This is a genomic window from Sphingopyxis granuli NBRC 100800 (assembly GCF_001591045.1).
Lineage (GTDB): Bacteria > Pseudomonadota > Alphaproteobacteria > Sphingomonadales > Sphingomonadaceae > Sphingopyxis > Sphingopyxis granuli.
Map to the genome: position 1 here is coordinate 1 of NZ_BCUA01000050.1, position 20,694 is coordinate 20,694.

The 20,694-nt window shown below is 64.0% G+C and carries 15 protein-coding genes; 3 read left to right on the forward strand and 12 right to left on the reverse strand.

Annotated features, from left to right (window positions below):
• Window positions 1-156: 156 nt before the first annotated feature.
• From phoB to SGR02S_RS20085, 7 genes are all read right to left on the reverse strand, one after another.
• Window positions 157-855 carry a phosphate regulon transcriptional regulator PhoB gene (gene phoB / locus SGR02S_RS12360; protein WP_067110139.1) on the reverse strand — a complete coding sequence of 233 codons (699 nt, stop codon included), beginning with the start codon at window positions 853-855 and terminating at the stop codon, window positions 157-159.
• A complete protein-coding gene (phoU, locus tag SGR02S_RS12365) occupies window positions 855-1,574 on the reverse strand; it encodes a phosphate signaling complex protein PhoU (RefSeq protein WP_067110191.1) in 720 nt (239 codons plus the stop codon). Before phoU ends, phoB begins: the two co-directional genes overlap by 1 nt.
• A gap of 25 nt (window positions 1,575-1,599) precedes the next feature.
• A complete protein-coding gene (pstB, locus tag SGR02S_RS12370; protein ID WP_067110142.1) occupies window positions 1,600-2,382 on the reverse strand; it encodes a phosphate ABC transporter ATP-binding protein PstB in 783 nt (260 codons plus the stop codon).
• A gap of 2 nt (window positions 2,383-2,384) precedes the next feature.
• Entirely contained in the window at window positions 2,385-3,641 is a 1,257-nt protein-coding gene (pstA, locus tag SGR02S_RS12375; RefSeq protein WP_067110145.1) for a phosphate ABC transporter permease PstA, read from the reverse strand.
• Window positions 3,634-5,010: a phosphate ABC transporter permease subunit PstC gene (pstC, locus tag SGR02S_RS12380; RefSeq protein ID WP_067110148.1), complete on the reverse strand. Its 1,377-nt coding sequence runs from the start codon at window positions 5,008-5,010 to the stop codon at window positions 3,634-3,636. Before pstC ends, pstA begins: the two co-directional genes overlap by 8 nt.
• 137 nt (window positions 5,011-5,147) lie before the next feature.
• Window positions 5,148-6,197 (reverse strand): substrate-binding domain-containing protein, encoded by a 1,050-nt coding sequence (locus SGR02S_RS12385; RefSeq protein ID WP_067110150.1) that lies wholly within the window; start codon window positions 6,195-6,197, stop codon window positions 5,148-5,150.
• Window positions 6,198-6,328: 131 nt separating this feature from the next.
• Complete coding sequence (locus SGR02S_RS20085) at window positions 6,329-7,870, reverse strand: hypothetical protein (RefSeq protein WP_169799685.1); 1,542 nt, start codon at window positions 7,868-7,870, stop codon at window positions 6,329-6,331.
• Window positions 7,871-7,902: 32 nt separating this feature from the next.
• Here SGR02S_RS20085 and SGR02S_RS12390 point away from each other — a divergent pair, with 32 nt between their 5' ends.
• Window positions 7,903-8,211 (forward strand): putative quinol monooxygenase, encoded by a 309-nt coding sequence (locus SGR02S_RS12390; RefSeq protein ID WP_067110153.1) that lies wholly within the window; start codon window positions 7,903-7,905, stop codon window positions 8,209-8,211.
• 132 nt (window positions 8,212-8,343) lie between these two features.
• On the opposite strand, the gene uvrA is transcribed toward SGR02S_RS12390, so the two are convergent.
• Window positions 8,344-11,334, reverse strand: a complete 2,991-nt coding sequence (gene uvrA, locus SGR02S_RS12395; protein WP_067110156.1) for an excinuclease ABC subunit UvrA — start codon at window positions 11,332-11,334, stop codon at window positions 8,344-8,346.
• Window positions 11,335-11,513: 179 nt separating this feature from the next.
• On the opposite strand from uvrA, the gene SGR02S_RS12400 reads away from it, so the two are divergent.
• Together SGR02S_RS12400 and SGR02S_RS12405 are read left to right on the forward strand one after the other, a co-directional pair.
• Window positions 11,514-13,619, forward strand: a complete 2,106-nt coding sequence (locus tag SGR02S_RS12400) for a M13 family metallopeptidase (RefSeq protein ID WP_255211468.1) — start codon at window positions 11,514-11,516, stop codon at window positions 13,617-13,619.
• Window positions 13,620-13,735: 116 nt separating this feature from the next.
• A complete protein-coding gene (locus tag SGR02S_RS12405; protein WP_156483069.1) occupies window positions 13,736-14,143 on the forward strand; it encodes a hypothetical protein in 408 nt (135 codons plus the stop codon).
• Window positions 14,144-14,341: 198 nt separating this feature from the next.
• On the opposite strand, the gene SGR02S_RS12410 is transcribed toward SGR02S_RS12405, so the two are convergent.
• The 4 genes from SGR02S_RS12410 to SGR02S_RS12425 form a co-directional block, all read right to left on the reverse strand.
• Entirely contained in the window at window positions 14,342-15,076 is a 735-nt protein-coding gene (locus SGR02S_RS12410; protein WP_148650972.1) for a LytR/AlgR family response regulator transcription factor, read from the reverse strand.
• Window positions 15,076-16,248, reverse strand: coding sequence for a sensor histidine kinase (locus SGR02S_RS12415; RefSeq protein WP_067110166.1), 1,173 nt, complete (start codon window positions 16,246-16,248; stop codon window positions 15,076-15,078). Before SGR02S_RS12415 ends, SGR02S_RS12410 begins: the two co-directional genes overlap by 1 nt.
• A 101-nt stretch (window positions 16,249-16,349) precedes the next feature.
• Window positions 16,350-17,807: an MATE family efflux transporter gene (locus tag SGR02S_RS12420; protein WP_255211469.1), complete on the reverse strand. Its 1,458-nt coding sequence runs from the start codon at window positions 17,805-17,807 to the stop codon at window positions 16,350-16,352.
• Window positions 17,804-20,575 (reverse strand): valine--tRNA ligase, encoded by a 2,772-nt coding sequence (locus tag SGR02S_RS12425; protein WP_067110169.1) that lies wholly within the window; start codon window positions 20,573-20,575, stop codon window positions 17,804-17,806. Before SGR02S_RS12425 ends, SGR02S_RS12420 begins: the two co-directional genes overlap by 4 nt.
• Between the last annotated feature and the right edge of the window lie 119 nt (window positions 20,576-20,694).

Below are 20,694 nucleotides of genomic sequence, written 5' to 3' on the forward strand. Positions count from 1 at the left end.
ACCCCGGCTTTCGCCGGGGAACAGTGACTTGCCGGAAAGGGATAATGGCCGACTTGATCCGGGTTCCATTCACCCGCGTCGAGCAAATGGATCTTGGATCAAGTCCGGGATGACGATCGGGGGCTCCGGTCTATCCCTGCAGCCGCTCCATGATCTCTATACATTATTCGCCGCATCCAGCGCATAGCCTGCCGAGCGCACGGTGCGGATGATATCGGCGGTGCCGGGCAGGTTGATCGCCTTGCGCAGCCGGCGGATATGGACGTCGACGGTGCGCAGTTCGATGTCGCTGTCCTGCCCCCACACGCTGTCGAGCAACTGCCCGCGTGAAAAGACGCGGCCCGGATGCTCCATGAAATGGCGCAGCAGGCGGAACTCGGTGGGGCCCATGCTCACCAGCCGCCCGTCGCGCACCACCTTGTGCGCGACCGAATCGAGTTCGATATCGGCATAGGTCAGCATCTCGCCCGCCAGCGCCGGGCGCAGGCGACGCAGTACCGCCTGGACGCGCGCCACCAGCTCGCGCGGGCTGAAAGGCTTGGTCACATAATCGTCGGCGCCGGTTTCGAGACCGCGGATGCGGTCCTCTTCCTCGCCGCGCGCGGTGAGCATGATGATCGGCACGTTTGCCGACTTGGGGTTGCGGCGCAGCCGGCGGCATACCTCGATGCCGGGCAGGCTCTCGATCATCCAGTCGAGCAGCACGATGTCGGGCACCCGTTCCTCGACCAGGATCAGCGCCTGTTCACCGTCGGGGGTCTGGCGCACCGAAAAGCCTTCGCGTGCGAAATGCCAGACGATCAGTTCGGCGATCGCCTCGTCATCCTCGATCAGCAGCAGGTCGGGCTGCGGCATCAGCCTTGCTCCTGCTCCGCGGCGCCATCCTCGGGCTGCTCGCCGCGCTCGCGCTCCTCCATCCGCTCGCCGGTGACGACATAATGGACCATTTCGGCGATGTTGGTCGCGTGATCGCCGATCCGTTCCAGATTCTTGGCGACGAACAGCAGATGCGCGCTTTCGGTGATATGCTTCGGATTTTCCATCATGAAGGTGACGAGAGCGCGGAAGATGCTGTTGTAGAAATCGTCGACCGTCTTGTCGCGGATCGTCACCCGCACCGCGAGTTCGGCATCGCGCGCGGCAAAGCTGTCGAGCGCGTCATGGACCAGCTCGACGACGAGCGACGACATCGACATCAGCAGCGGAATGGCCTCGATCGAGCGGGTCTGGTCCATCAGCGCGACGCGCTTGGCGATATTCTTCGCATAGTCGCCGATCCGCTCGACCACCGACACGATTTTCAACGCCGCGATCATCTCGCGCAAGTCGTCGGCCATCGGCGCGCGTAGCGCGATCGTCTGGACGGTCAGTTGCTCGACCTCGGTTTCGAGCGCGTCGATCTTCTTGTCGCCCTGCACGACCTGCGCCGCGAGGTCGAGGTCGCCCATGTTGAGCGCGGTCATCGCCTGAAGCAGCGCCTGTTCGGCGCGGCCGCCCATCTCGCTGATCAACCCGCGCAGGCGGTTGAGATCCTCGTCGAAGGCCTTGACGGTATGATCGTTGACTATTGCCATCATGCTGTCCTTTCGCGCCTATGGCTCAACCATAGCGGCCGGTAATATAATCCTTGGTGCGTTCCTGCTTCGGGTTCGTGAAGATGTCGGTGGTCTTGCCATATTCGACCAGCGTCCCGAGGTGGAAAAAGGCGGTGCGCTGCGACACGCGCGCCGCCTGCTGCATGTTGTGGGTGACGATCACGATCGCATATTTGCCGCGCAGTTCGTGGATCAGCTCCTCGATCTTCGCCGTCGCGATCGGATCGAGCGCCGAGCAGGGCTCGTCCATCAATATGACTTCGGGATCGACCGCGATCGCGCGCGCGATGCACAGGCGCTGCTGCTGGCCGCCCGACAGCGCGGTGCCGCTTTCGTTCAGCCGGTCCTTGACCTCGTCCCACAGCCCGGCTCGGGTCAGCGCGCGCTCGACGATGACGTCGAGGTCGGCCTTGTTCGCCGCAAGCCCGTGGATGCGCGAGCCATAGGCGACATTGTCGTAGATCGACTTGGGGAAGGGGTTCGGCTTCTGGAACACCATGCCGACGCGGGCGCGAAGCTGCACCACGTCCATCGACGGCGCATAGATATCCTCGCCGTCGAGTTCGATGCGCCCGGTGACGCGCGCGCTCGCGACCGTGTCGTTCATCCGGTTGAGCGAGCGCAGGAAGGTCGACTTGCCGCAGCCCGACGGGCCGATGAAGGCGGTGACGAGGTCGGTGCCGACGTCGATCGACACATCCTTGATCGCCTGCTTTTCGCCGTAGAAGACGTCGACGCCCTCTGCCCGCATCTTGGGGTCGGCGATGATAAGATCGTCTTGGGTCATGATCACCAGCGCTTTTCGAACTTGTTGCGGAGATAGATGGCCAGCGCGTTCATCGACAGCAGCACGATGAGCAGCACGATGATCGCGGCGGAGGTCTTTTCGACGAAACCGCGGTCGACCTCGTCCGACCAGAGGAAAATCTGCATCGGCAGCACGGTCGAGGGGGCGCAGATGCCGTTCGGCACGTCGCCGATGAAGGCGCGCATCCCGATCAGCAGCAGCGGCGCCGTCTCGCCCAGCGCGCGCGCCATGCCGATGATCGTGCCGGTCAGGATACCGGGCAGCGCGAGCGGCAGGACGTGGTGGAACACCACCTGCACCGGGCTGGCGCCGACGCCGAGCGCCGCGTCGCGGATCGACGGCGGCACCGCCTTGATCGCGTTGCGCGCGGCGATGACGATCACCGGCATCGTCATCAGCGCCAGCGTGAGCCCGCCGACCAGCGCGCTCGCCTGGCAGAGCCCGAACCAGTTGATGAACACCGCGAGCGCGAGCAGGCCGAAGATGATCGACGGCACCGCGGCCAGATTGTTGATCGACACCTCGATCAGGTCGGTCCAGCGGTTCTTGGGCGCATATTCCTCGAGATAGAGCGCCGCGAGCACCCCGGTCGGAAAGGCGATCAGGAAGGCGATGACGATCGTCAGCACCGACCCTTTCAGCGCGCCCCAGATGCCCGCGACCGCCGGATCGGTGGCATCGGCGTTGCGGAAGAAGGGCCAGTGGATTCCGGTCGACAGCCGTCCGTCGCGTTCCAGCGCGTCGACCCGCGCGCCCAGTTCGCCCTTCGCGCCCTCCTTGGCGGCGATGTCGATGGCGCTCGACGCGGGCAGCTCGAACACCGTCCGGCGCTTGAGAAGATCGGGGTCGGCCTTGATCGCGCTGCGGACCTCTTTCCAGGCATTTTCGCTGATCAGCGCCGATCCGCCGTCGCCCAGCGCCTCGTCGGCGGCAAAGGCGACGATGTCGGACAGGCCGGCGCCCGCGATCGCCTGATCGGCGTCGGGATCGGACAGGCGGGCGGGGTCGATCGCCAGCGGCGTCGTCCGGAAATCGACCGGCACCGCGACATGCGTGTAGGTGAAGCCGCGCGCGCCGTTGCCGACCATGACGACCAGCAGGAAGGCGAGGAAGGCGCCCGAAAGCAGCACCGCGCCCAGTCCGAGCGCCTTGAAGCGGCGCTCGGCGGCGTAGCGCCGGGCGATACGGGCCTGCATCGCCCGGCCTTTCCAGTCGGTGGGGGCGGTCTCGCTATTCATAGGCTTCGCGATACTTTTTGACGACGCGCAGCGCGACGATGTTGAGCAGCAAAGTGACGAGGAACAGCACGAGGCCGAGCGCGAAGGCGGCGAGCGTCTTGGCGCTGTCGAATTCCTGGTCGCCGGTGAGCAGCTTGACGATCTGCGCGGTCACGGTGGTGACGCTGGCGAACGGGTTGGCGGTCAGGTTGGCGGACAGCCCGGCGGCCATCACCACGATCATCGTCTCGCCGATCGCGCGGCTGACGGCGAGCAGGATGCCGCCCATCACGCCGGGCAGCGCGGCGGGGATCAGCACCTGGCGGATCGTCTCGTTCGGCGTCGCGCCCAGCGCGAGGCTGCCGTCGCGCATCGCCTGCGGCACCGCGTTGATGCTGTCGTCGGCCATCGACGAGACGAAGGGGATGATCATCACCCCCATCACGATGCCCGCCGCGAGCGCGCTTTCGGTCGAGGCGTTGGGGATGCCGAGCATCACCGCGAACTCGCGCAATGCCGGTGCGACGGTCAGCGCGGCGAAATAGCCATAGACGACGGTCGGCACGCCCGCGAGGATCTCGAGGCACGGTTTCACCCATTTGCGCACCGTCGGCGCGGCATATTGGGTCAGGTAGACGGCGGTCATCATGCCGATCGGGATCGCGACGATCATCGCGATGATCGCCCCGATCAGCACGGTCCCCCAGAACAGCGGAATGCCGCCGAACGTGCCGGGCTGCGGCGCGCCGCTCTGCGGGTTCCAGTTGGTGCCGAACAACAGCTCGGTCGCCGGAACGAGGCGGAAGAAGCGGATCGATTCGAACAATAGCGACAGCACGATGCCGAAGGTGGTGAGGATCGCGACCAGCGACGCGAGCAGCAGCACCCCCATCACGATCCGCTCGACCCGCGTCCGCGCGCGAAAATCGGGACGAATGCGCGTGAAGGCATAGAGGCCGCCCGCCAGCCCCAGCGCGAGCATCGCCGCGATGCCGATCCACGCATATTCGCGCGTCGCCTCGGCATAGGGCCGGACCAGCGGCGCGGCGGCGGGGAGGCGCACCGCGGCCTGCCTGCCCTGCGCGACGCCCCGCGCGTCGGACAGGATCGCCCCGCGCTCGAAACCGAAGGCGGGCAGGTCCTTCGCCGCTTCGCTGGTCAGCACCTCGTTGGTGATCAGCGCCGGCGAGACGCTTGTCCACACGGCGAGGAAGATCGCGGCGGGCGCGAACAGCCACAGCGCGACGTACCAGCCGTGATATTGCGGGCGCGAATGCAGCTTCGTACCCGTGCGGCCCGCGAGCATCGCCGACCGCGCGCGGCCGGCCAGCCAGCCGATCAGCGCAAGGCCGAGGATCAGGAGCAGAAGGGCGGCGGGGTTGAAGGTCACGGAGTAATTTCGGCCTATCTTGTTCCGTTCGCATCGAGCGAAGTCGAGATGCCCCTCGGCCTTGCGCGTCTTCGATGGGTGTCTCGACTTCGCTCGACACGAACGGGGTCAGGGAAAATCGGTGGCGGGGGAGAAGCTTATTTCAGCACCGACCCGTCGAGCGGCGTCATCGCCTTCGCCGCCGCGTTGGCCGCATCCGCCACCGCCTTCGGCGACACGATCAGCCCCTTTGGCGCCAGATAGCCGCCTTCGGCGCCGCCCTTCAGGATTTCGGCGACATACTCGGCCAGGCCGGGCACTACACCGACGTGCGCCTTCTTGACGTAGACGAACAGCGGGCGCGATCCGGGATAGCTGCCGTCGGCGATCGTCGCGTAGGTCGGCGACACGCCCTGCACCGGCACCGCCTTGATCTTGTCCTTGTTGGCGTCGAGATAAGAAAAGCCGAAGATGCCCAGGCTGCTGGGGTTCTTGTCGAGCTTCGAGATGATCAGATTGTCGTTTTCGCCCTGCTCGACATAGAAGGGCGCGCCGCGCAGGCCGGTGCAGACCGCTTCATGCTTGTCCTTGTCGCTGTCCTTCAGCGCCTTCATCGCGGGGTCGGCGTCGCAGCCCTTGCCCATGATCAGTTCCTTGAACGCGTCATAGGTGCCGCTGGTCGACGGCGGACCGAAGACCGAGATGCCGACCGCGGGGAGGGCGGGGTTGACGTCCTTCCACGTCTTCGCGGTGTTCGGCTTGCCATAGGGATTGGCGGCGAGCGCCTTGTAGACGTCTTCCTCGGTCAGCTTGAAACCGGGGCCGCGCGCCGCTTCGCCCAGCGCGATGCCGTCGATGCCGATCTGGATTTCGACGATGTCCTTGACGCCGTTCGCGGCGCAGCTGTCGAATTCCTTCTTCTTGATCCGGCGCGAGGCGTTGGCGATATCGGGCGTGTCGCCGCCGACACCCTGGCAGAAGCGCTCGAAACCGCCGCCGGTGCCGGTCGAGTCGATCTTCGGCACCTTGTTGCCGGTCGCCTCGGCGAATTTCTCGCCCGCCGCTGTGGCAAAGGGATAGACGGTGGAGGAGCCGACGGCGCTGATATAATCGCGCGCGCCGCCGCCCGATGCCGCCTGATCCTGACACGCGGACAGCGCCAGCGCGGCGGTCGCGACGCAGGCGGTCAGGGCAAATTTCTTCACCATGGAAAAATCCTGTCGGGGGTCGTTACCGAACCAAGCCGCCACCCCCGCAGCGACTCGCTGAGCCGCCAATGAGGGACTCGTGTGACGCGTTTGTGACAGGGAGTGTCACATAAGTGTCATGGATGATGGCTTCAGAATACCGCGTTCCAAACCCAGCCTGCTGCAAAGTCGATTATCTTGAAGGTCAGCATTATTCCGGTGAGGGCTATCCCTAACGTCGAGAAAGGCGCTCGCTTAACATCAAATCGTTCGGATAATTTGACTAGCTGCGTCGAAATAGGGCCCGCCGTTTGGCAAACGGCGAGCCAAACGAGATAAAACCAGAAGAAGATTGAGACGCCAAGGCTCGAAGCGAGCATGGGGGAAAATGGGACGGTGAGTCGATCTACATTAGATTGCGGTTTTGCAGAAAACCCAGATAGCAGATAGTTTGCATCGGCGTCGCCTTGTGATAGCCCCAAAAAACCATACAAAGTTTGAGCTATTATGCTGTTATAGAATAACCCAATGTCGTTCATAGGCTCCACAACCGAATAAGGCGCAAGCTTAAATCCAAAATTCTCATAGAAATTATAAAGAGTTCTCTCAAACGATGCATAAAATGCATTGAATATACCGGAAATCTTTAGAAGCGATCCCGAGCTTATTTTCTGAGATATATTTAATATTGGATGAAGGCAGATTTTTGACTGAGGCGGCGTCCACCTACTTGCCTTCTCACTGAGTGTTTTTTCGAGCTCCTGATAGTATTCTCCGTATTGCGGAATACCGCGGCGCGCGGCGATTTCCCTCGCGATAAGAGTAATGGTCTGCCCCGGCGCGCGGAAAAGTGCCTCGTAATTCTTGGGATCGTCTCCACATTTGAATGTGACGTTGCTTTTAATCTCTACATCTTCTGGCATCAATTCAAGAAATTGATTCGTATAGTCTTCAAGTGCGGCGCTTGCTAATTTTGTATCTTTTTGATCTGTGGCAGCGCTCAATATTATCGGCCACGCCAAATCGGACTTGCTTGCGAGTTTTGCGGAAACTGAATACTCCACTAAATACCTTAGCTGCGCGGTGTCTATGTATTCGTCTCGTTCCAAAATTACGGTAGGTGTTAACGCTATAAGAAGAAGATAAGAAATAAGTCTTGTTATAGAAAAAGAAAAAACAAATATAGAAAGACTTATTATGGAATCAGATATCGCCAATCCGGTCGAAACAGTCCATCCTTTGTGCGCATCCAGTGTTCTAAGAAATGCTCTGGTCTGGGCGTAGCTTAAAATGTCTCCAACTAGGCATCCCGATAGAAATAGAAGAAATATAAGAATTGCAGTTAGTGATGGGGAGTTGTCGAATATGGCGACGATAGAGAAGTCGCTCGTTATATATGCATAAAAATATGACAGTGAAAGAGAAGTGATAGATAGAGATAGAGATAATAATACAGCTCGCTTAGAAAATAACCTATCGCCAAAAAATCTATCTAATTTTTCACTTCCTTTGTAGGCATTTCCAGACATATCCTTTATGGACGGAGATATTGCTGACCCAACTGCTGCTTTTGCGCTAGGTTTTAATGCAAAATCCAGTGCGGCTGCGACACCGATTATTAAACCGACAACGCCTAATATATCCAGCATTCTTCCCCCGTCATATGCTTTAACGCATGGATGCCAATCGAGCAAGATTAGCAAAGAGATTATGCCAAGTGGAGCAAATGATCCTCATCACCGGCCACGTCATCCTCACCCCCGAGCACCGCGAGCGCATGATCGCGCTCGGCGCCGAGCATAGCGCGCGGTCGCGCGGCGAGGCGGGGTGTCTGGCGCATCATTGCCATGTCGATGTCGAGAACCCCGACCGCCTCGTCTTCGTCGAGGAATGGGAAAGCGCCGACGCGGTGCGAGCGCATTTCGCGGTGCCTGCGTCGGGGGCTTTCGTCGCCGAAATGCGCCGTCTCTCGCCCGAACCGCCCGTGATCCGCATCTACGCTGCCGAGGATATCACCGCGAAGCTGATGGGCTGAGATTTCCTCCCCTTCCGCTTGCGGGAGGAGCAGCGAGACTTGCGAGCTTGCTCGCTAGTCGCAGCGGGGTGGGCCAATACGACGCCGCCAGCCCACCCCCGGCCCCTCCCGCTTGCGGGAGGGGAGTCATCTTCATTTCCCCAACAACGGCGCCAGATACTGCCCGGTGAAGCTTCGCTTCTCCTTCACCACCTGTTCGGGCGTGCCCGCGGCGACGATCTCGCCGCCCTTGACGCCGCCTTCGGGGCCGAGGTCGACGATCCAGTCGGCGGTCTTGATGACGTCGAGGTTATGCTCGATCACCACCACGCTGTTGCCCTGATCGACCAGCGCCTGCAGCACCTCGAGCAGCTTGCGGACGTCCTCGAAATGCAGCCCCGTCGTCGGTTCGTCGAGGATGTAGAGCGTCTGCCCGGTCGAGCGCCGCGACAATTCCTTCGCCAGCTTCACCCGCTGCGCCTCGCCGCCCGACAGCGTCGTCGCCTGCTGCCCGACCTTGATATAGCCGAGGCCGACGCGGACGAGCATCGCCATCTTGTCGCGGATCGCGGGCACCGCCTTGAAGAATTCCGCCGCATCCTCGACCGTCATGTCGAGCACGTCGGCGATGCTCTTGCCCTTGAACTTCACCTCCAGCGTTTCGCGATTGTAGCGTTTGCCGCCGCACGTCTCGCACGTCACATAGACGTCGGGCAGGAAGTGCATCTCGATCTTGATCAGCCCGTCGCCGGTGCAGGTCTCGCAGCGCCCGCCCTTGACGTTGAAACTGAAGCGGCCGGGCTTGTAGCCGCGCGCCTGCGCCTCCGGCAGCCCCGCGAACCAGTCGCGGATCACGGTGAAGGCGCCGGTATAGGTCGCGGGGTTCGATCGCGGGGTGCGGCCGATCGGCGACTGGTCGATGTCGATCACCTTGTCGCAATGTTCGAGCCCCGACAGGCTGTCGTGCGGTCCGGCGACCATGCGGGCGCCGTTCAGCGTGCGCGCCGCGCTGGCATAGAGCGTGTCGATGACGAGGCTCGACTTGCCGCTGCCCGACAGCCCGGTGACGCAGGTGAAGGTGCCGAGCGGGATCTTCGCGGTGACGTTCCGCAGATTGTTCGCGCGCGCGCCCTTCAGCACCAGGTCGAAGCCGTTGCCGGGGCGGCGATGCGGCGGCACCTCGATCCGGCGCGCGCCGGTCAGATAGGCGGCGGTCAGGCTCTTCTCGTTCGCCAGCACCTGTTCCAGCGTGCCCTCGGCGACCACCTCGCCGCCATGAACGCCGGCGCCGGGCCCCATGTCGACGATATGGTCGGCGGTGCGGATCGCATCCTCGTCATGCTCGACGACGATCACCGTGTTGCCGAGGTTGCGCAGCCGCTTGAGCGTCGCGAGCAACCGGTCGTTGTCGCGCTGGTGGAGGCCGATCGACGGTTCGTCGAGGACGTAGAGGACGCCCGACAGGCCGCTGCCGATCTGGCTGGCGAGGCGGATGCGCTGGCTTTCGCCGCCCGACAGCGTGCCGCTGGTGCGGTTGAGGTTGAGATAGTCGAGCCCGACGTTGTTGAGGAAGCCGAGCCGCTCGTTGATCTCCTTGAGGATGGCCTTGGCGATCTGCTTCTGCTGCGCGTTCAATTTCGCTTCGAGCGTGCCGAACCAGTGGAGGGCGTCGGCAACCGACCGCCGCGCCGACTGGCTGATGTCCTCGCCCGCGATCTTCACCGCGAGCGGTTCGGGGCGCAGGCGCGCGCCGTGGCAGGTCTCGCACGGCTGCGCGGTCTGATATTTACCGAGTTCCTCGCGCGTCCACGCGCTTTCGGTCTGGAGCATGCGGCGGTTGAGGTTTCCGATCACCCCCTCGAACGGCTTGTGCGTGGTATAGGTGCGCTTGCCGTCGCGGAAGGTCAGTTCGACCGGCTTGCCGCCGCTGCCGTAGAGGATGACGAGCTGCACCTCGCCGGGCAGGTCCTGCCACGGCGTTTCGAGGCTGAAACCATAGGCTTTGCCGAGGCTTTCGAGCACCTGCATATAATAAGGGGAGGGCGGGTTCGATTTCGCCCACGGCACGACCGCGCCCTTCTTGAGGCTGAGCGCGTGGTTGGGGACGACAAGGTCGGGATCGAATTCGAGCCGCTCGCCCAACCCGTCGCATGCGGGGCAGGCGCCCTGCGGCGCGTTGAAGCTGAACAGGCGCGGTTCGATCTCGGCGATGGTGAAGCCCGAGACCGGGCAGGCGAATTTTTCGGAAAAGATGATGCGGTTGGGCGGTATTCCAACATTCTTCATTCCCGTTCGCCCTGAGCTTGTCGAAGGGCCGCCCTGTTCTTCGGAAGACAAGGACGGTGCTTCGACAAGCTCAGCACGAACGGACGAACTGGAATCCGTAGTCTTACCATTAGACGACTGGGCCTCCGCCACCGTCGTGTCCGCCAGATCGACATAGGCAAGCCCCTCGGCCAGCTTCAGCGCCGTCTCGAAGCTGTCGGCGAGCCGCGTCTCGATGCCCTCGCGCACCGCGATGCGATCGACGACGACCTCGATGTCATGCTTGTATTTCTTGTCGAGCGCGGGGGCGTCCTCGATCGCGTGGAATTCGCCGTCGATGCGGACGCGGGTGAAGCCTTCCTTTTGCCACTGCGCCAGTTCCTTGCGATATTCGCCCTTGCGGCCGCGCACGACGGGGGCGAGCAGATAGGCGCGCGTGCCTTCGGGCAACTCCATCACGCGGTCGACCATCTGGCTGACCGTCTGCGCGCTGATCGGCTCGCCGGTGGCGGGCGAATAGGGGATGCCGACGCGCGCCCATAACAGGCGCATATAGTCGTATATTTCGGTGACCGTCGCGACGGTCGAGCGCGGGTTGCGGCTCGTCGTCTTCTGCTCGATGCTGATCGCCGGCGACAGCCCGTCGATATGTTCGACGTCGGGTTTCTGCATCATCTCGAGGAACTGGCGCGCATAGGCGGACAGGCTCTCGACATAGCGCCGCTGCCCCTCGGCATAGATGGTGTCGAAGGCGAGGCTGGACTTGCCCGACCCGGAAAGGCCGGTGATGACGATCAGGCTGTCGCGCGGCAGGTCGACGTCGACGCCCTTGAGATTATGCTCGCGCGCGCCGCGCACCGAAATGTGGGTGAGACTCATGGGAGGGGTGTGTTCCAGATTTGTTCTCGACGCGCAAGAGGCGAGCGTCGCCTCTTAAATAGGAAGCGCGAAGGTGGCCCGCAATGCGACGATCGACGCGAACTTTCCACCAACCCGCCGAACCCTTCGACCAATGTTCGCCCGCTCGCTTGACCCCCTGCCGCCAAGGGCGAACAAGCATGGCATATCCGCCGTCCGACCGCGACGGCGTGCGAAACGGGGAGAAGAAGATGAGGGCGATCCACATGGGAGCGGCAATGCTGGCGATGGCCGCGATGCTGGCGGGGATGCCGGCGCCGGCGCGCGATACGACGGCGTCTGCCGCAGCGGCAGATGCGGACGCGGCGTCGCTTCGGGCGCTGACCTTCGGGGCGTGGGGCGTCGACCTGTCGGCGCGCGATCCGTCGGTGAAGCCGGGCGACGATTTCGACCGATATGCCAACGGCGGCTGGTCCGCGCGCACCGAGATTCCGGCCGACCAGCCGTCGGCGGGGGTCGATTACGACGTCTATAACCTGACCCAGCGCCAGCTTCGCCAACTGGTGACGGGCGCACCGGCGACCAGCCAGCTTGGCGGCCTTTACCAGAGTTTCATGGACGAAGCGCGGGTTGAGGCGCTGGGCCGCAAGCCGCTGATGGTCGACATCGCCAGGGTGCGGGCGATCGGGGACAAGAGCGCGATGGCGCGCTTCATGGGGCAGTCGCAGGGCGCCTTCGGTTTCAGCGTCGTTTCTGGCGAACCCTATGCCGACTCGGCCGATCCGACGACGAACGTGCTGTGGCTCGGCCAGAGCGGATTGGGGCTGCCCGACCGCGAATATTATTTGTCGGACGAATTCCAGGCGCAGCGCGATGCCTATCGCGCCTATATCGTGCGGACGATGACGATGATCGGCGATCCGGCGCCCGAAAAGGCGGCGGATGCGATCCTGGCGTTCGAAACCGGAATCGCCCGGGCGAGCTGGCCGATCGCCGACCGCCGCGACCTCGGCAAGATCAACAACCCGATGTCGTCCGGCGAACTGGCCGCCTATGCGCCCGGGCTCGACTGGGCGGCCTGGTTCGCTGGCGCCGGGATCGCGCCGCAGAAGCGCATCATCGTCAACGAAAACACCGCCGTTCGCGACATCGCTGCTCTCTATGCGAAGACGCCGCTCGACACGATCAAGGCGTGGCAGCAGTTCCACGTCGCCGACAATGCGGCGAACTATCTGTCGAAGGACTGGGTCGACAGCCGGTTCGAATTCACCAAGGCGATGAGCGGTGTCGCGGAGTTGCGGCCGCGCTGGAAACGGGGCCTGCGGCTCGTCGACGGCAGCCTCGGCGAACTGGTCGGCGAAACCTATGCCCACGCCTATTTCCCGCCGAGCGCCAAGGCGGAAATGGAGAAGCTCGTCGCGAATCTGAAGCTGGCGATGGCCGACCGCATCCGCGCCAACGACTGGATGGCGCCCGCAACGAAGGAGGCGGCGCTCGCCAAGCTCGCACGGATGGACGTGATGGTCGGCTACCCCGACAAGTGGCGCGACTATTCGGGACTGAAGATCGATCCTGCCGACCTCTATGGCAACGTCGAACGCAGCGCCGCTTTCGAATATGCCTATCTGCTATCCGACCTCGGCAAGCCGGTCGATCGCAAGAAATGGGCGATGAACCCGCAGGAAGTGAACGCCTATAACGGCGGGCTGGAAAACAAGATCGTCTTTCCCGCCGGCATTCTTCAGGCGCCCTTCTTCAGCGAGTCCGTCGACGACGCGGTCAACTACGGCGCGATCGGGGCGGTGATCGGGCACGAGATCGTGCACGGCTTCGACGATCAGGGGCGCAAGATCGACGCCGAAGGCGCGGTGCGCGACTGGTGGACCGCCGAGGACGCCGCGCGCTTCGAGGCGCAGGCGAAAGGGTTCGGCGCGCAATATGCGACCTATGAGGCGGCACCGGGCGCCTTCATCAACCCCGAACTGACGATGGGAGAGAATATCGCCGACCTGGGCGGGCTGGAGATTGCTTATGACGCCTACCACCGCTCGTTGGGCGGCAAGGAGGGACCGGTGATCGACGGGCTGACCGGCGACCAGCGCTTCTTCCTCGCTTTCGCGCAGGCGTGGCGCAACAAGGCGCGCGACGATGCGATCAAGCAGCAGGTGGCGAGCGACGAACACAGCCCGTCACGCTGGCGCATCATCGGGCCGCTGCGCAACGTCGATGCCTGGTACAAGGCGTTCGATGTGCCGGCGGATGCGAAATATTATCTGAAGCCAGAGGCGCGGACACGGATCTGGTAGGTCGCGATCGGCGCGCCTGTGGCGGCCGTCCGCACCCGGGAACCGTCTGGGAACAGCTTCGCGGCGAAGGCGTTTGCACGGCAGGCAATCGCCGTTGCCGTGAAGGAGAAACTTCGATGACCAGGATGCTATTGGCCGCCACCGCCGCGCTGGCGCTGTTCGGAGCCGGGCAGGCTACTGCCCAGACCGAACCCGACGCCGCCGACACGGCCGCTGCCGTCCAGACCAAACCCGACGGCACGACACCGGAAGAGCGTGCGAATACCGCGCGGCTCAACGCGGAACAGGCGGCGCGGGCGAAAGCCGAGAATGTCACCTATGAGCAGGAGGTAGCCGCCGCCGCTGCGCAGGAACAGGCGGAGCAGGAGAAATACGCCGCCGAAACCGCGGCCTACGAGGCGGAGAAGGCCCGCGTCGCGGCGATGGGCGCCGAGGAACGGATGCAGTGGGAAGCCGATGTCGCGGCCTGCAAGGCCGGTGACACCACGCGTTGCGCGCATCCATTGCCCGAACCGCAGCGCTGACATGAGGCGCTGATACGGACGCCGTTGGTTGATCGTCGGGCGACTTTCGTCGGCCCGTCGACCGGCCACAGGAGTCGATCGAAAGCGGGCCGAGAATCGCCGCATCGCGCGGCATGATGCGGATGTGGAACACGGAGGCGACGGTCTACCCCGGTCCGGGCCTGCGTGTTCCGCTTCATATCGTTGGCTGTAGTCGGATCACCGCCCCTGCATGATCGCCTTGACGTCGTGCAGATAGGTGCGGCCGATGCGATGCAGCCCGCCTTCGCCCAGATCGACGCTCCACGCGCCGTCGCCATGATGCTTGAGCCCGACGATGCCGCCGCGGCGGACCATCTTCGATCGGTGGATGCGGATGAACTGATCGGGATTCATCCGTTCTTCGAGCGATTTGATCGTCTGGTGGATCAGCCAGCTCCGGCTGCCGACATGCAGGCGCATATAATCGCGCTCAGCTTCGATCAGGTCGACCTGTCCGGCATCGATACGCAGCATCTCGCCGCGGTTCTGGACCCAGAATTCGTTGATCCATCGGCTTTTGATGTCGTGGCTGTGGTCTGTCTGGCGCCATTCGCGCACGCGCGCGATCGCGCGGGCCAACCGGTCGGGTGAAACCGGCTTGAGCAGATAATCGACTGCCGCGACATCGAAAGCGGCGACCGCATAACGATCGAAGGCGGTGACGAAGACCACTGCCGGCGGGTTGTCGAGCTTGTCGATCGCCGCCGCGACCTCGATGCCGTTGAGGTCCGGCATCGCGATGTCGCACAGCACGAGATCGGGCGCGAGCGCTTCGACCATACGCAGCGCAGAGGCGCCGTCGCCCGCGGTGCCGACGAGTGCGATGCCGTCCTGCTGCCCCGCGAGGATCTGCAGCCGCTCGATCGCGAGCGGCTCGTCGTCGACGATCAGGGTGCGCAGCGTCGGCGGCATCAGCATCCGTCCCGCGCCAGCGGCAGCCAGAGCGAGACGTAGAAGCCGCCCTTGCCGGACCGCCCCCACTCGCATCCCGCGACGGGCCCGTAGCGCGTGATCAGCCGCTCGCGCACGTTGCCGAGGCCAAGGCCGATCCCCGGATCGGGCGCGGGCGCCGCGGGATCGACGTCATTCTCGACCCGCAGGATCAGCAGGCCGTAGTCGCTCGACACGGTGACGCGGATGCCGATGCGGCCCTTGCTGGGCGCGACGCCATATTTGATCGCATTTTCGATGACGGGCTGCAGGATCAGGACCGGGACGCACGCATTGCCGAGCGCGTCGGGCACGTCGACCGCGACCTGCAACCGGTCGGGGAAACGCGCCTGTTCGATGTCGAGATAGAGACGCTGGAGCGCAATCTCCTCGTCGAGGCTGACAAGCTGCTCGGGGTCGACCTCGAGGCTCGACCGCAGGAAGGAGGAGAGGTTCATGATCATCGCCTCCGCCTCGCTCTGCGAACCGCGCATGACGAGCGTCGACAAGGAATTGAGCGTGTTGAACAGGAAATGCGGGTTGACCTGATAGTGCAGCGCGCGAAGCTGCGCATTCTTCGCCTCGAGGCGATAGGCGTTGGCGCGCCGTTCGACCGCGCGCATCTCGTTCGCGTAGCCGAGCGCGACGTAGAGCGCGGCCCACACTGCGAAGAAGAAATACCAGCGGATCGAACTGTCGAGGATGAGCACCAGTTCCCAGGCGATCGGATATTTGTCGTGCAGATCCTCGATGATCTTGGCCGTCTCGTCCGACGGAAACCAATAGAAGAAGACGAGCATGTTGATGCTCGCATAAAGGGCGACGAGCGGCACCGCCGCCCCCATCGCGACGGCGAGCCGCGCGCCGAAGCTGCGCGGCTGGACACGCTGGAGAAGCTGGTAGAGCAGGAAGGTGCAGAGGATTCCGGCGACCACCACGATACCGCGTTGATTGATGAAGGACCATTGCCCCGGCGCGCCGGTCAGCGCCGAAAGCCCCGTCGTGATCAGGAAATAGAGCAGCCACATCGCGATGATCGACCCGATGGCTACGCGCGGGTTGACGCGCGCGTCGGACGCACGCCAGTCGGGCGCCGCCGCAAGCATGCGCGCGCGCTGCTCGCGCATCGGGTCGGGGTGGCGGTCGCGGTTCATGGCGCCGGTCTAGCCGTAAAGGCGGGGACGAGGCCAGCGGGCTTCGAACCGCCAGTCGAAGCGGCGGGCGCCTTGGTCGAAAGTCGTCGGGTGCCGCGCCCTCATCCGACCCCCGGCTGCGGCAAGATCCTGCGCCAGTTGCCGCGCTGGTACACCCACCAGGCCATTGCCAGCGAGGTGAGCGACGACAGCGGGAAGCTCCACCAGATCGCGTCGCCGCCGAGCCACGGATAGGCGAAATGATAGATGCCGAGACGGATCGGGAACATCGACAGGAACAGGATGATCAGCGGCGGCACCACCGATCCGTTGGCGCGCAGCGTGCCGATCAGGACGATCGTCGTGCCGAAGGGAAGGAAGGTCCAGGTCGCGATATATTGGGCGTGCCGCGCGACGTCGACTGCCTCGCTGCCGCTGCCGAGGAACAGGCCGAGCGCGGCGCGATCGAAAGCGAGCAGGAGCGCGATCAGCACCCCCGTCATCGCGAGGTTGATCGCCATGCCGCTGTTGGTGATCGCGGTGACGCGGTCCCACCTGTGCGCGCCGATATTCTGCGCCGCCATCGCACTGACCGCGGCGCCGACCGCGAGCGCGGGCATCTGGACATAATTCCAGAGCTGGAGCGTTGCGCCATAAGCCGCCGCCGTCACCAGCCCCTCGCGGTTGACGAGGCCGACCATGACCAGCCCGGCGCCCGAGATGACGAGCATCTGCGCCCCCATCGGTACGCCTTTGGCGACGATGAAGCGCAATTCGTCGATCTTTGGGACCAAATAAGCGAGTTCGCGGCCGCGCAGGCGCAGGACATGATCCCTAGCGTAGAACCAGACAAGCATCGCGACGAGGCTGATCGTCCCGGAGCTGGCAGTGGCGAGCGCGCTCCCCGTGATGCCGAGGCGCGGGAAGGGGCCCAGGCCGAGGATCAATACGGGATTGAGCACGATGTCGAGCACGACCGACAGGATCATGAAGCGCAGCGGCGTGACTGCGTCGCCCGCGCCGCGCGACGCCATCATCAGCGTAACCATCAGCATGCTGGCGGGGATGGCGATGAAGGTGACGCGCAGATAGTCGTGCGCGAGCCCAAAGGCCTCCGCCGGGGTTTCGAGCAGGCGCAGGATCGCATCCGAGGCGAACCAGCCGACGACCGCGATGACGAGCGAGAAGAACAGCGACAGGCCGATCGCGCCGCCCGATGCGCGGCGCGCGGCATCGATGTCGCCGCGGCCGATCGACTGGCCGATCAGCACCGTCGCCGCCATGCCGAAACCGAAGAAGGTCGCGAACATCAGGAACATGACGATATTCGCATTGGCGGTCGCGGCGAGCGCGCTTTCGCCGAGGAATTGCCCCACCCACACCGAATTCACCGAGCCCGAGAGCGTCTGGAGAATATTCGACGCCAGCGTCGGCAGCGCGAAAAGGACCAGTGTCCGCGTGATCGGCCCGTCGGTCAGGTCGAGCCGCCCATTGCCGCGCGCGGTCTGGCGCGGCGGCACCGGCCCCGAAGCGGGGTCGGCCGCGGCGACGACGGGCGCGACGGGTGCCTCTTCCTTCACCCCAGCCGCGCCAGTGCGGCGGTCAGCCGGTCGGCCTCGGCCGCCTTGGCATCATGGTCGGCGCGCGCCTTTTCGACCGCTTCGGGTTTTGCGCGATCGACGAAATTCGGATTGGCGAGGCGCCCGGCGAGGCTGTCGCGTTCCTTGACGGCCGCGGCGAGCGCCTTCGACAGGCGGTCGCGCTCGGCGGCGGTATCGATCACGCCTTCGAGCGGAACGGTGATCGTCTCTCCCTCTACGACAAGCTGCGCCGAGGCGCCCGCCGGCGCGGGATCGAAGTGGATCGCGTCGAGCCGCGCGAGGCGATCGAGTTGCGCCGCGAGCGTATCGGTGCGTCCCTTCAGTGATGCCGGGAAATGCGCAGTCAGGCGCGCGCCCGGCGGCAGGCCGAGCTCGGCCTTGGCCCCGCGCAATTCGCCGACCAGCTTGATCAGCCAGTCGATGTCGGCGCTTGCCTGCGCATCGCGCTGCGCTTGCGGTTCGGGCCATTTCGCGGTGATCAGCGGGTAACCTTCGCGGTCGCCGAGGCCGGTCCAAAGTTCTTCGGTGATAAAGGGCATGAAGGGATGGAGCATGACGAGAATCTGGTCGAGAACCCAGCCGGCGACGGCTTTCGTCTCCTCATCGATCGAACCCTTGATCAGTTCCAGATACCAGTCGCAGAAGCGGTCCCACGCGAAGCTGTAGATCGCATTCGCGGCGTCGTCGAAGCGGAAGGCGGCGAATGCTTTTTCCATCGCCGCGACGGTGTCGGCGACCTCGCCGATGATCCAGCGGTTGACGGGCAGGCTCGCCGCGGGCGCTGCGAGGCTGGTCGAGGCCGAAATGCCGTTCGCCTCGCAGAAGCGCGCGGCGTTCCACAGCTTGGTCGCGAAGTTGCGATATCCCGCGAGACGCGCGTCATCCATCTTGATGTCGCGGCCCTGGCTTTCCATCGCCGCCATGAAAAAGCGCAGCGCGTCGGCGCCATATTGGTCGATCAGGCCGAGCGGATCGACGACGTTGCCCTTCGATTTCGACATCTTCTGCCCGTCGGGCGCGCGGACGAGGCCGTGGAGATAAAGCGTCTTCCACGGCACCTCGTTCATGAAGTGCATCCCCTGCATCGCCATGCGCGCATCCCAGAAGAACAGGATGTCGAAACCCGAGACGAGCACGTCGTTGGGATAATGGCGGCGCAGCATTTCGGTATCATCGGGCCAGCCGAGCGTCGCGAAGGGCCAGAGGGCGGAGGAGAACCAGGTGTCGAGGACATCGGGGTCGCGGGTAAGGGCAACGCCTGCACCTGCTTCGGCCTGCGCCTCTTCCTCGGTCTCGGCGACGAAGATGCGGCCGTCTGCGGCATACCACGCCGGAATCCGGTGCCCCCACCAGAGCTGGCGCGACACGCACCACGGCTGGATGTTCTCCATCCAGTTGAAGAAGGTCTTTTCCCACGTCTTCGGGACGATCCGGATGCGCCCGTCGCGCACCGCCTGCATCGGCGGCTGCGCCAGCGTCTTGGCATCGACATACCATTGATCGGTCAGCATCGGTTCGATCACCACGCCGCCGCGGTCGCCGAACGGTTGCATGATCAGCTTGTCCTCGACCTTGATCATCAACCCTTCGGCGTCGATGTCGGCGACGACCCGTTCGCGTGCCTCATACCGGTCGAGCCCGCGATAGGCTTCGGGAACGAGGTTCAGCTTGTCGATCTCTGCTGCGCTGGCTTTTTCGCCCATGGCGATGGCCTTCGCGCGGGCGGCGGCGTCCGCATAGCTGGGACCGTCGGTCCGCATCGCCGCCACCTCATCCATCAGGCGATACATGGGGATGCCGTTGCGCTGGGCGACGCCATAGTCGTTTTCGTCGTGCGCGCCCGTGATCTTGACCGCACCGGAACCGAAATTCGGATCGGGATAATCGTCGGTGATGATCGGGATCAGCCGTCGATGTTCCTTGGGACCGACCGGGATTTCGCACAGCTTCCCGACGATCGGGCGATAGCGTTCGTCGTCGGGATGGACCGCCACGGCCCCGTCGCCCAGCATCGTTTCCGGCCGCGTCGTCGCGATCGAAATATAGTCGCGCTCTTCCTCGAACAGGATGGTGCCGTCGCCATCGCGCTCGACGTAGCGATAGGTTTCGCCGCCCGCGAGCGGATATTTGAAGTGCCACATGTGGCCGTTCACTTCGCGGGCATCGACCTCGAGGTCCGAAATCGCGGTCTTGAGCTTGGGGTCCCAGTTCACGAGGCGCTTGTCGCGATAGATCAGGCCCTGTCGGTGCAGGTCGACGAACACCTTGATTACGGCGCGCGTGAAATGCGGGTCCATCGTGAACTGCCCGTTATTGTCTCTGGAATTTAGGCTCCAGTCCATCGAGCAACCGAGGCGGCGGAGCTGGCGGGTGATCTGGCCGCCGCTTGTCGCCTTCCATTCCCAGACCTTCTCCACGAATTCGTCGCGCGTGTAGTTGGTGCGCTTGTCCTGCCGCGCTTCGAGCTGGCGCTCGACGACCATCTGGGTCGCGATGCCGGCATGATCGGTGCCGACCACCCACAGCGCATCCTTGCCGCGCAGCCGCTCGTAGCGGACGAGCACGTCCTGCAATGTGTTGTCGAGCGCATGGCCGATATGCAGCGCGCCGGTGACGTTGGGCGGCGGGTTGACGATGGTGAAGGGCTGCGCATTCGGGCGCTCGGGGCGGAACAGCCCGCGGCTTTCCCACTCATGGGCCCATTTCGCTTCTATGGCGGCGGGATCGAAGGTTTTTTCCATCGGCATGACCGGGGCCTTTGCCAGCCATGCTGCGATGCGGCAAGGGGGTGATCGTCTCGCCGCCCTACCTCTTTCGTCACGCCGGACTTGATCCGGCATCCCGCTTTCGTGGGATCAGCGGGACC

What these genes read in the sequence shown, in the direction of transcription:
- phoB (WP_067110139.1), bottom strand. Translation starts at nt 855, where the DNA reads ATGCCGCAGCCCGACCTGCTGCTGATCGAGGATGACGAGGCGATCGCC.
- phoU (WP_067110191.1), bottom strand. Translation starts at nt 1,574, where the DNA reads ATGGCAATAGTCAACGATCATACCGTCAAGGCCTTCGACGAGGATCTC.
- pstB (WP_067110142.1), bottom strand. Translation starts at nt 2,382, where the DNA reads ATGACCCAAGACGATCTTATCATCGCCGACCCCAAGATGCGGGCAGAG.
- pstA (WP_067110145.1), bottom strand. Translation starts at nt 3,641, where the DNA reads ATGAATAGCGAGACCGCCCCCACCGACTGGAAAGGCCGGGCGATGCAG.
- SGR02S_RS12385 (WP_067110150.1), bottom strand. Translation starts at nt 6,197, where the DNA reads ATGGTGAAGAAATTTGCCCTGACCGCCTGCGTCGCGACCGCCGCGCTG.
- SGR02S_RS12390 (WP_067110153.1), top strand. Translation starts at nt 7,903, where the DNA reads ATGATCCTCATCACCGGCCACGTCATCCTCACCCCCGAGCACCGCGAG.
- uvrA (WP_067110156.1), bottom strand. Translation starts at nt 11,334, where the DNA reads ATGAGTCTCACCCACATTTCGGTGCGCGGCGCGCGCGAGCATAATCTC.
- SGR02S_RS12400 (WP_255211468.1), top strand. Translation starts at nt 11,514, where the DNA reads ATGGCATATCCGCCGTCCGACCGCGACGGCGTGCGAAACGGGGAGAAG.
- SGR02S_RS12405 (WP_156483069.1), top strand. Translation starts at nt 13,736, where the DNA reads ATGACCAGGATGCTATTGGCCGCCACCGCCGCGCTGGCGCTGTTCGGA.
- SGR02S_RS12410 (WP_148650972.1), bottom strand. Translation starts at nt 15,076, where the DNA reads ATGCCGCCGACGCTGCGCACCCTGATCGTCGACGACGAGCCGCTCGCG.
- SGR02S_RS12415 (WP_067110166.1), bottom strand. Translation starts at nt 16,248, where the DNA reads ATGAACCGCGACCGCCACCCCGACCCGATGCGCGAGCAGCGCGCGCGC.
- SGR02S_RS12425 (WP_067110169.1), bottom strand. Translation starts at nt 20,575, where the DNA reads ATGCCGATGGAAAAAACCTTCGATCCCGCCGCCATAGAAGCGAAATGG.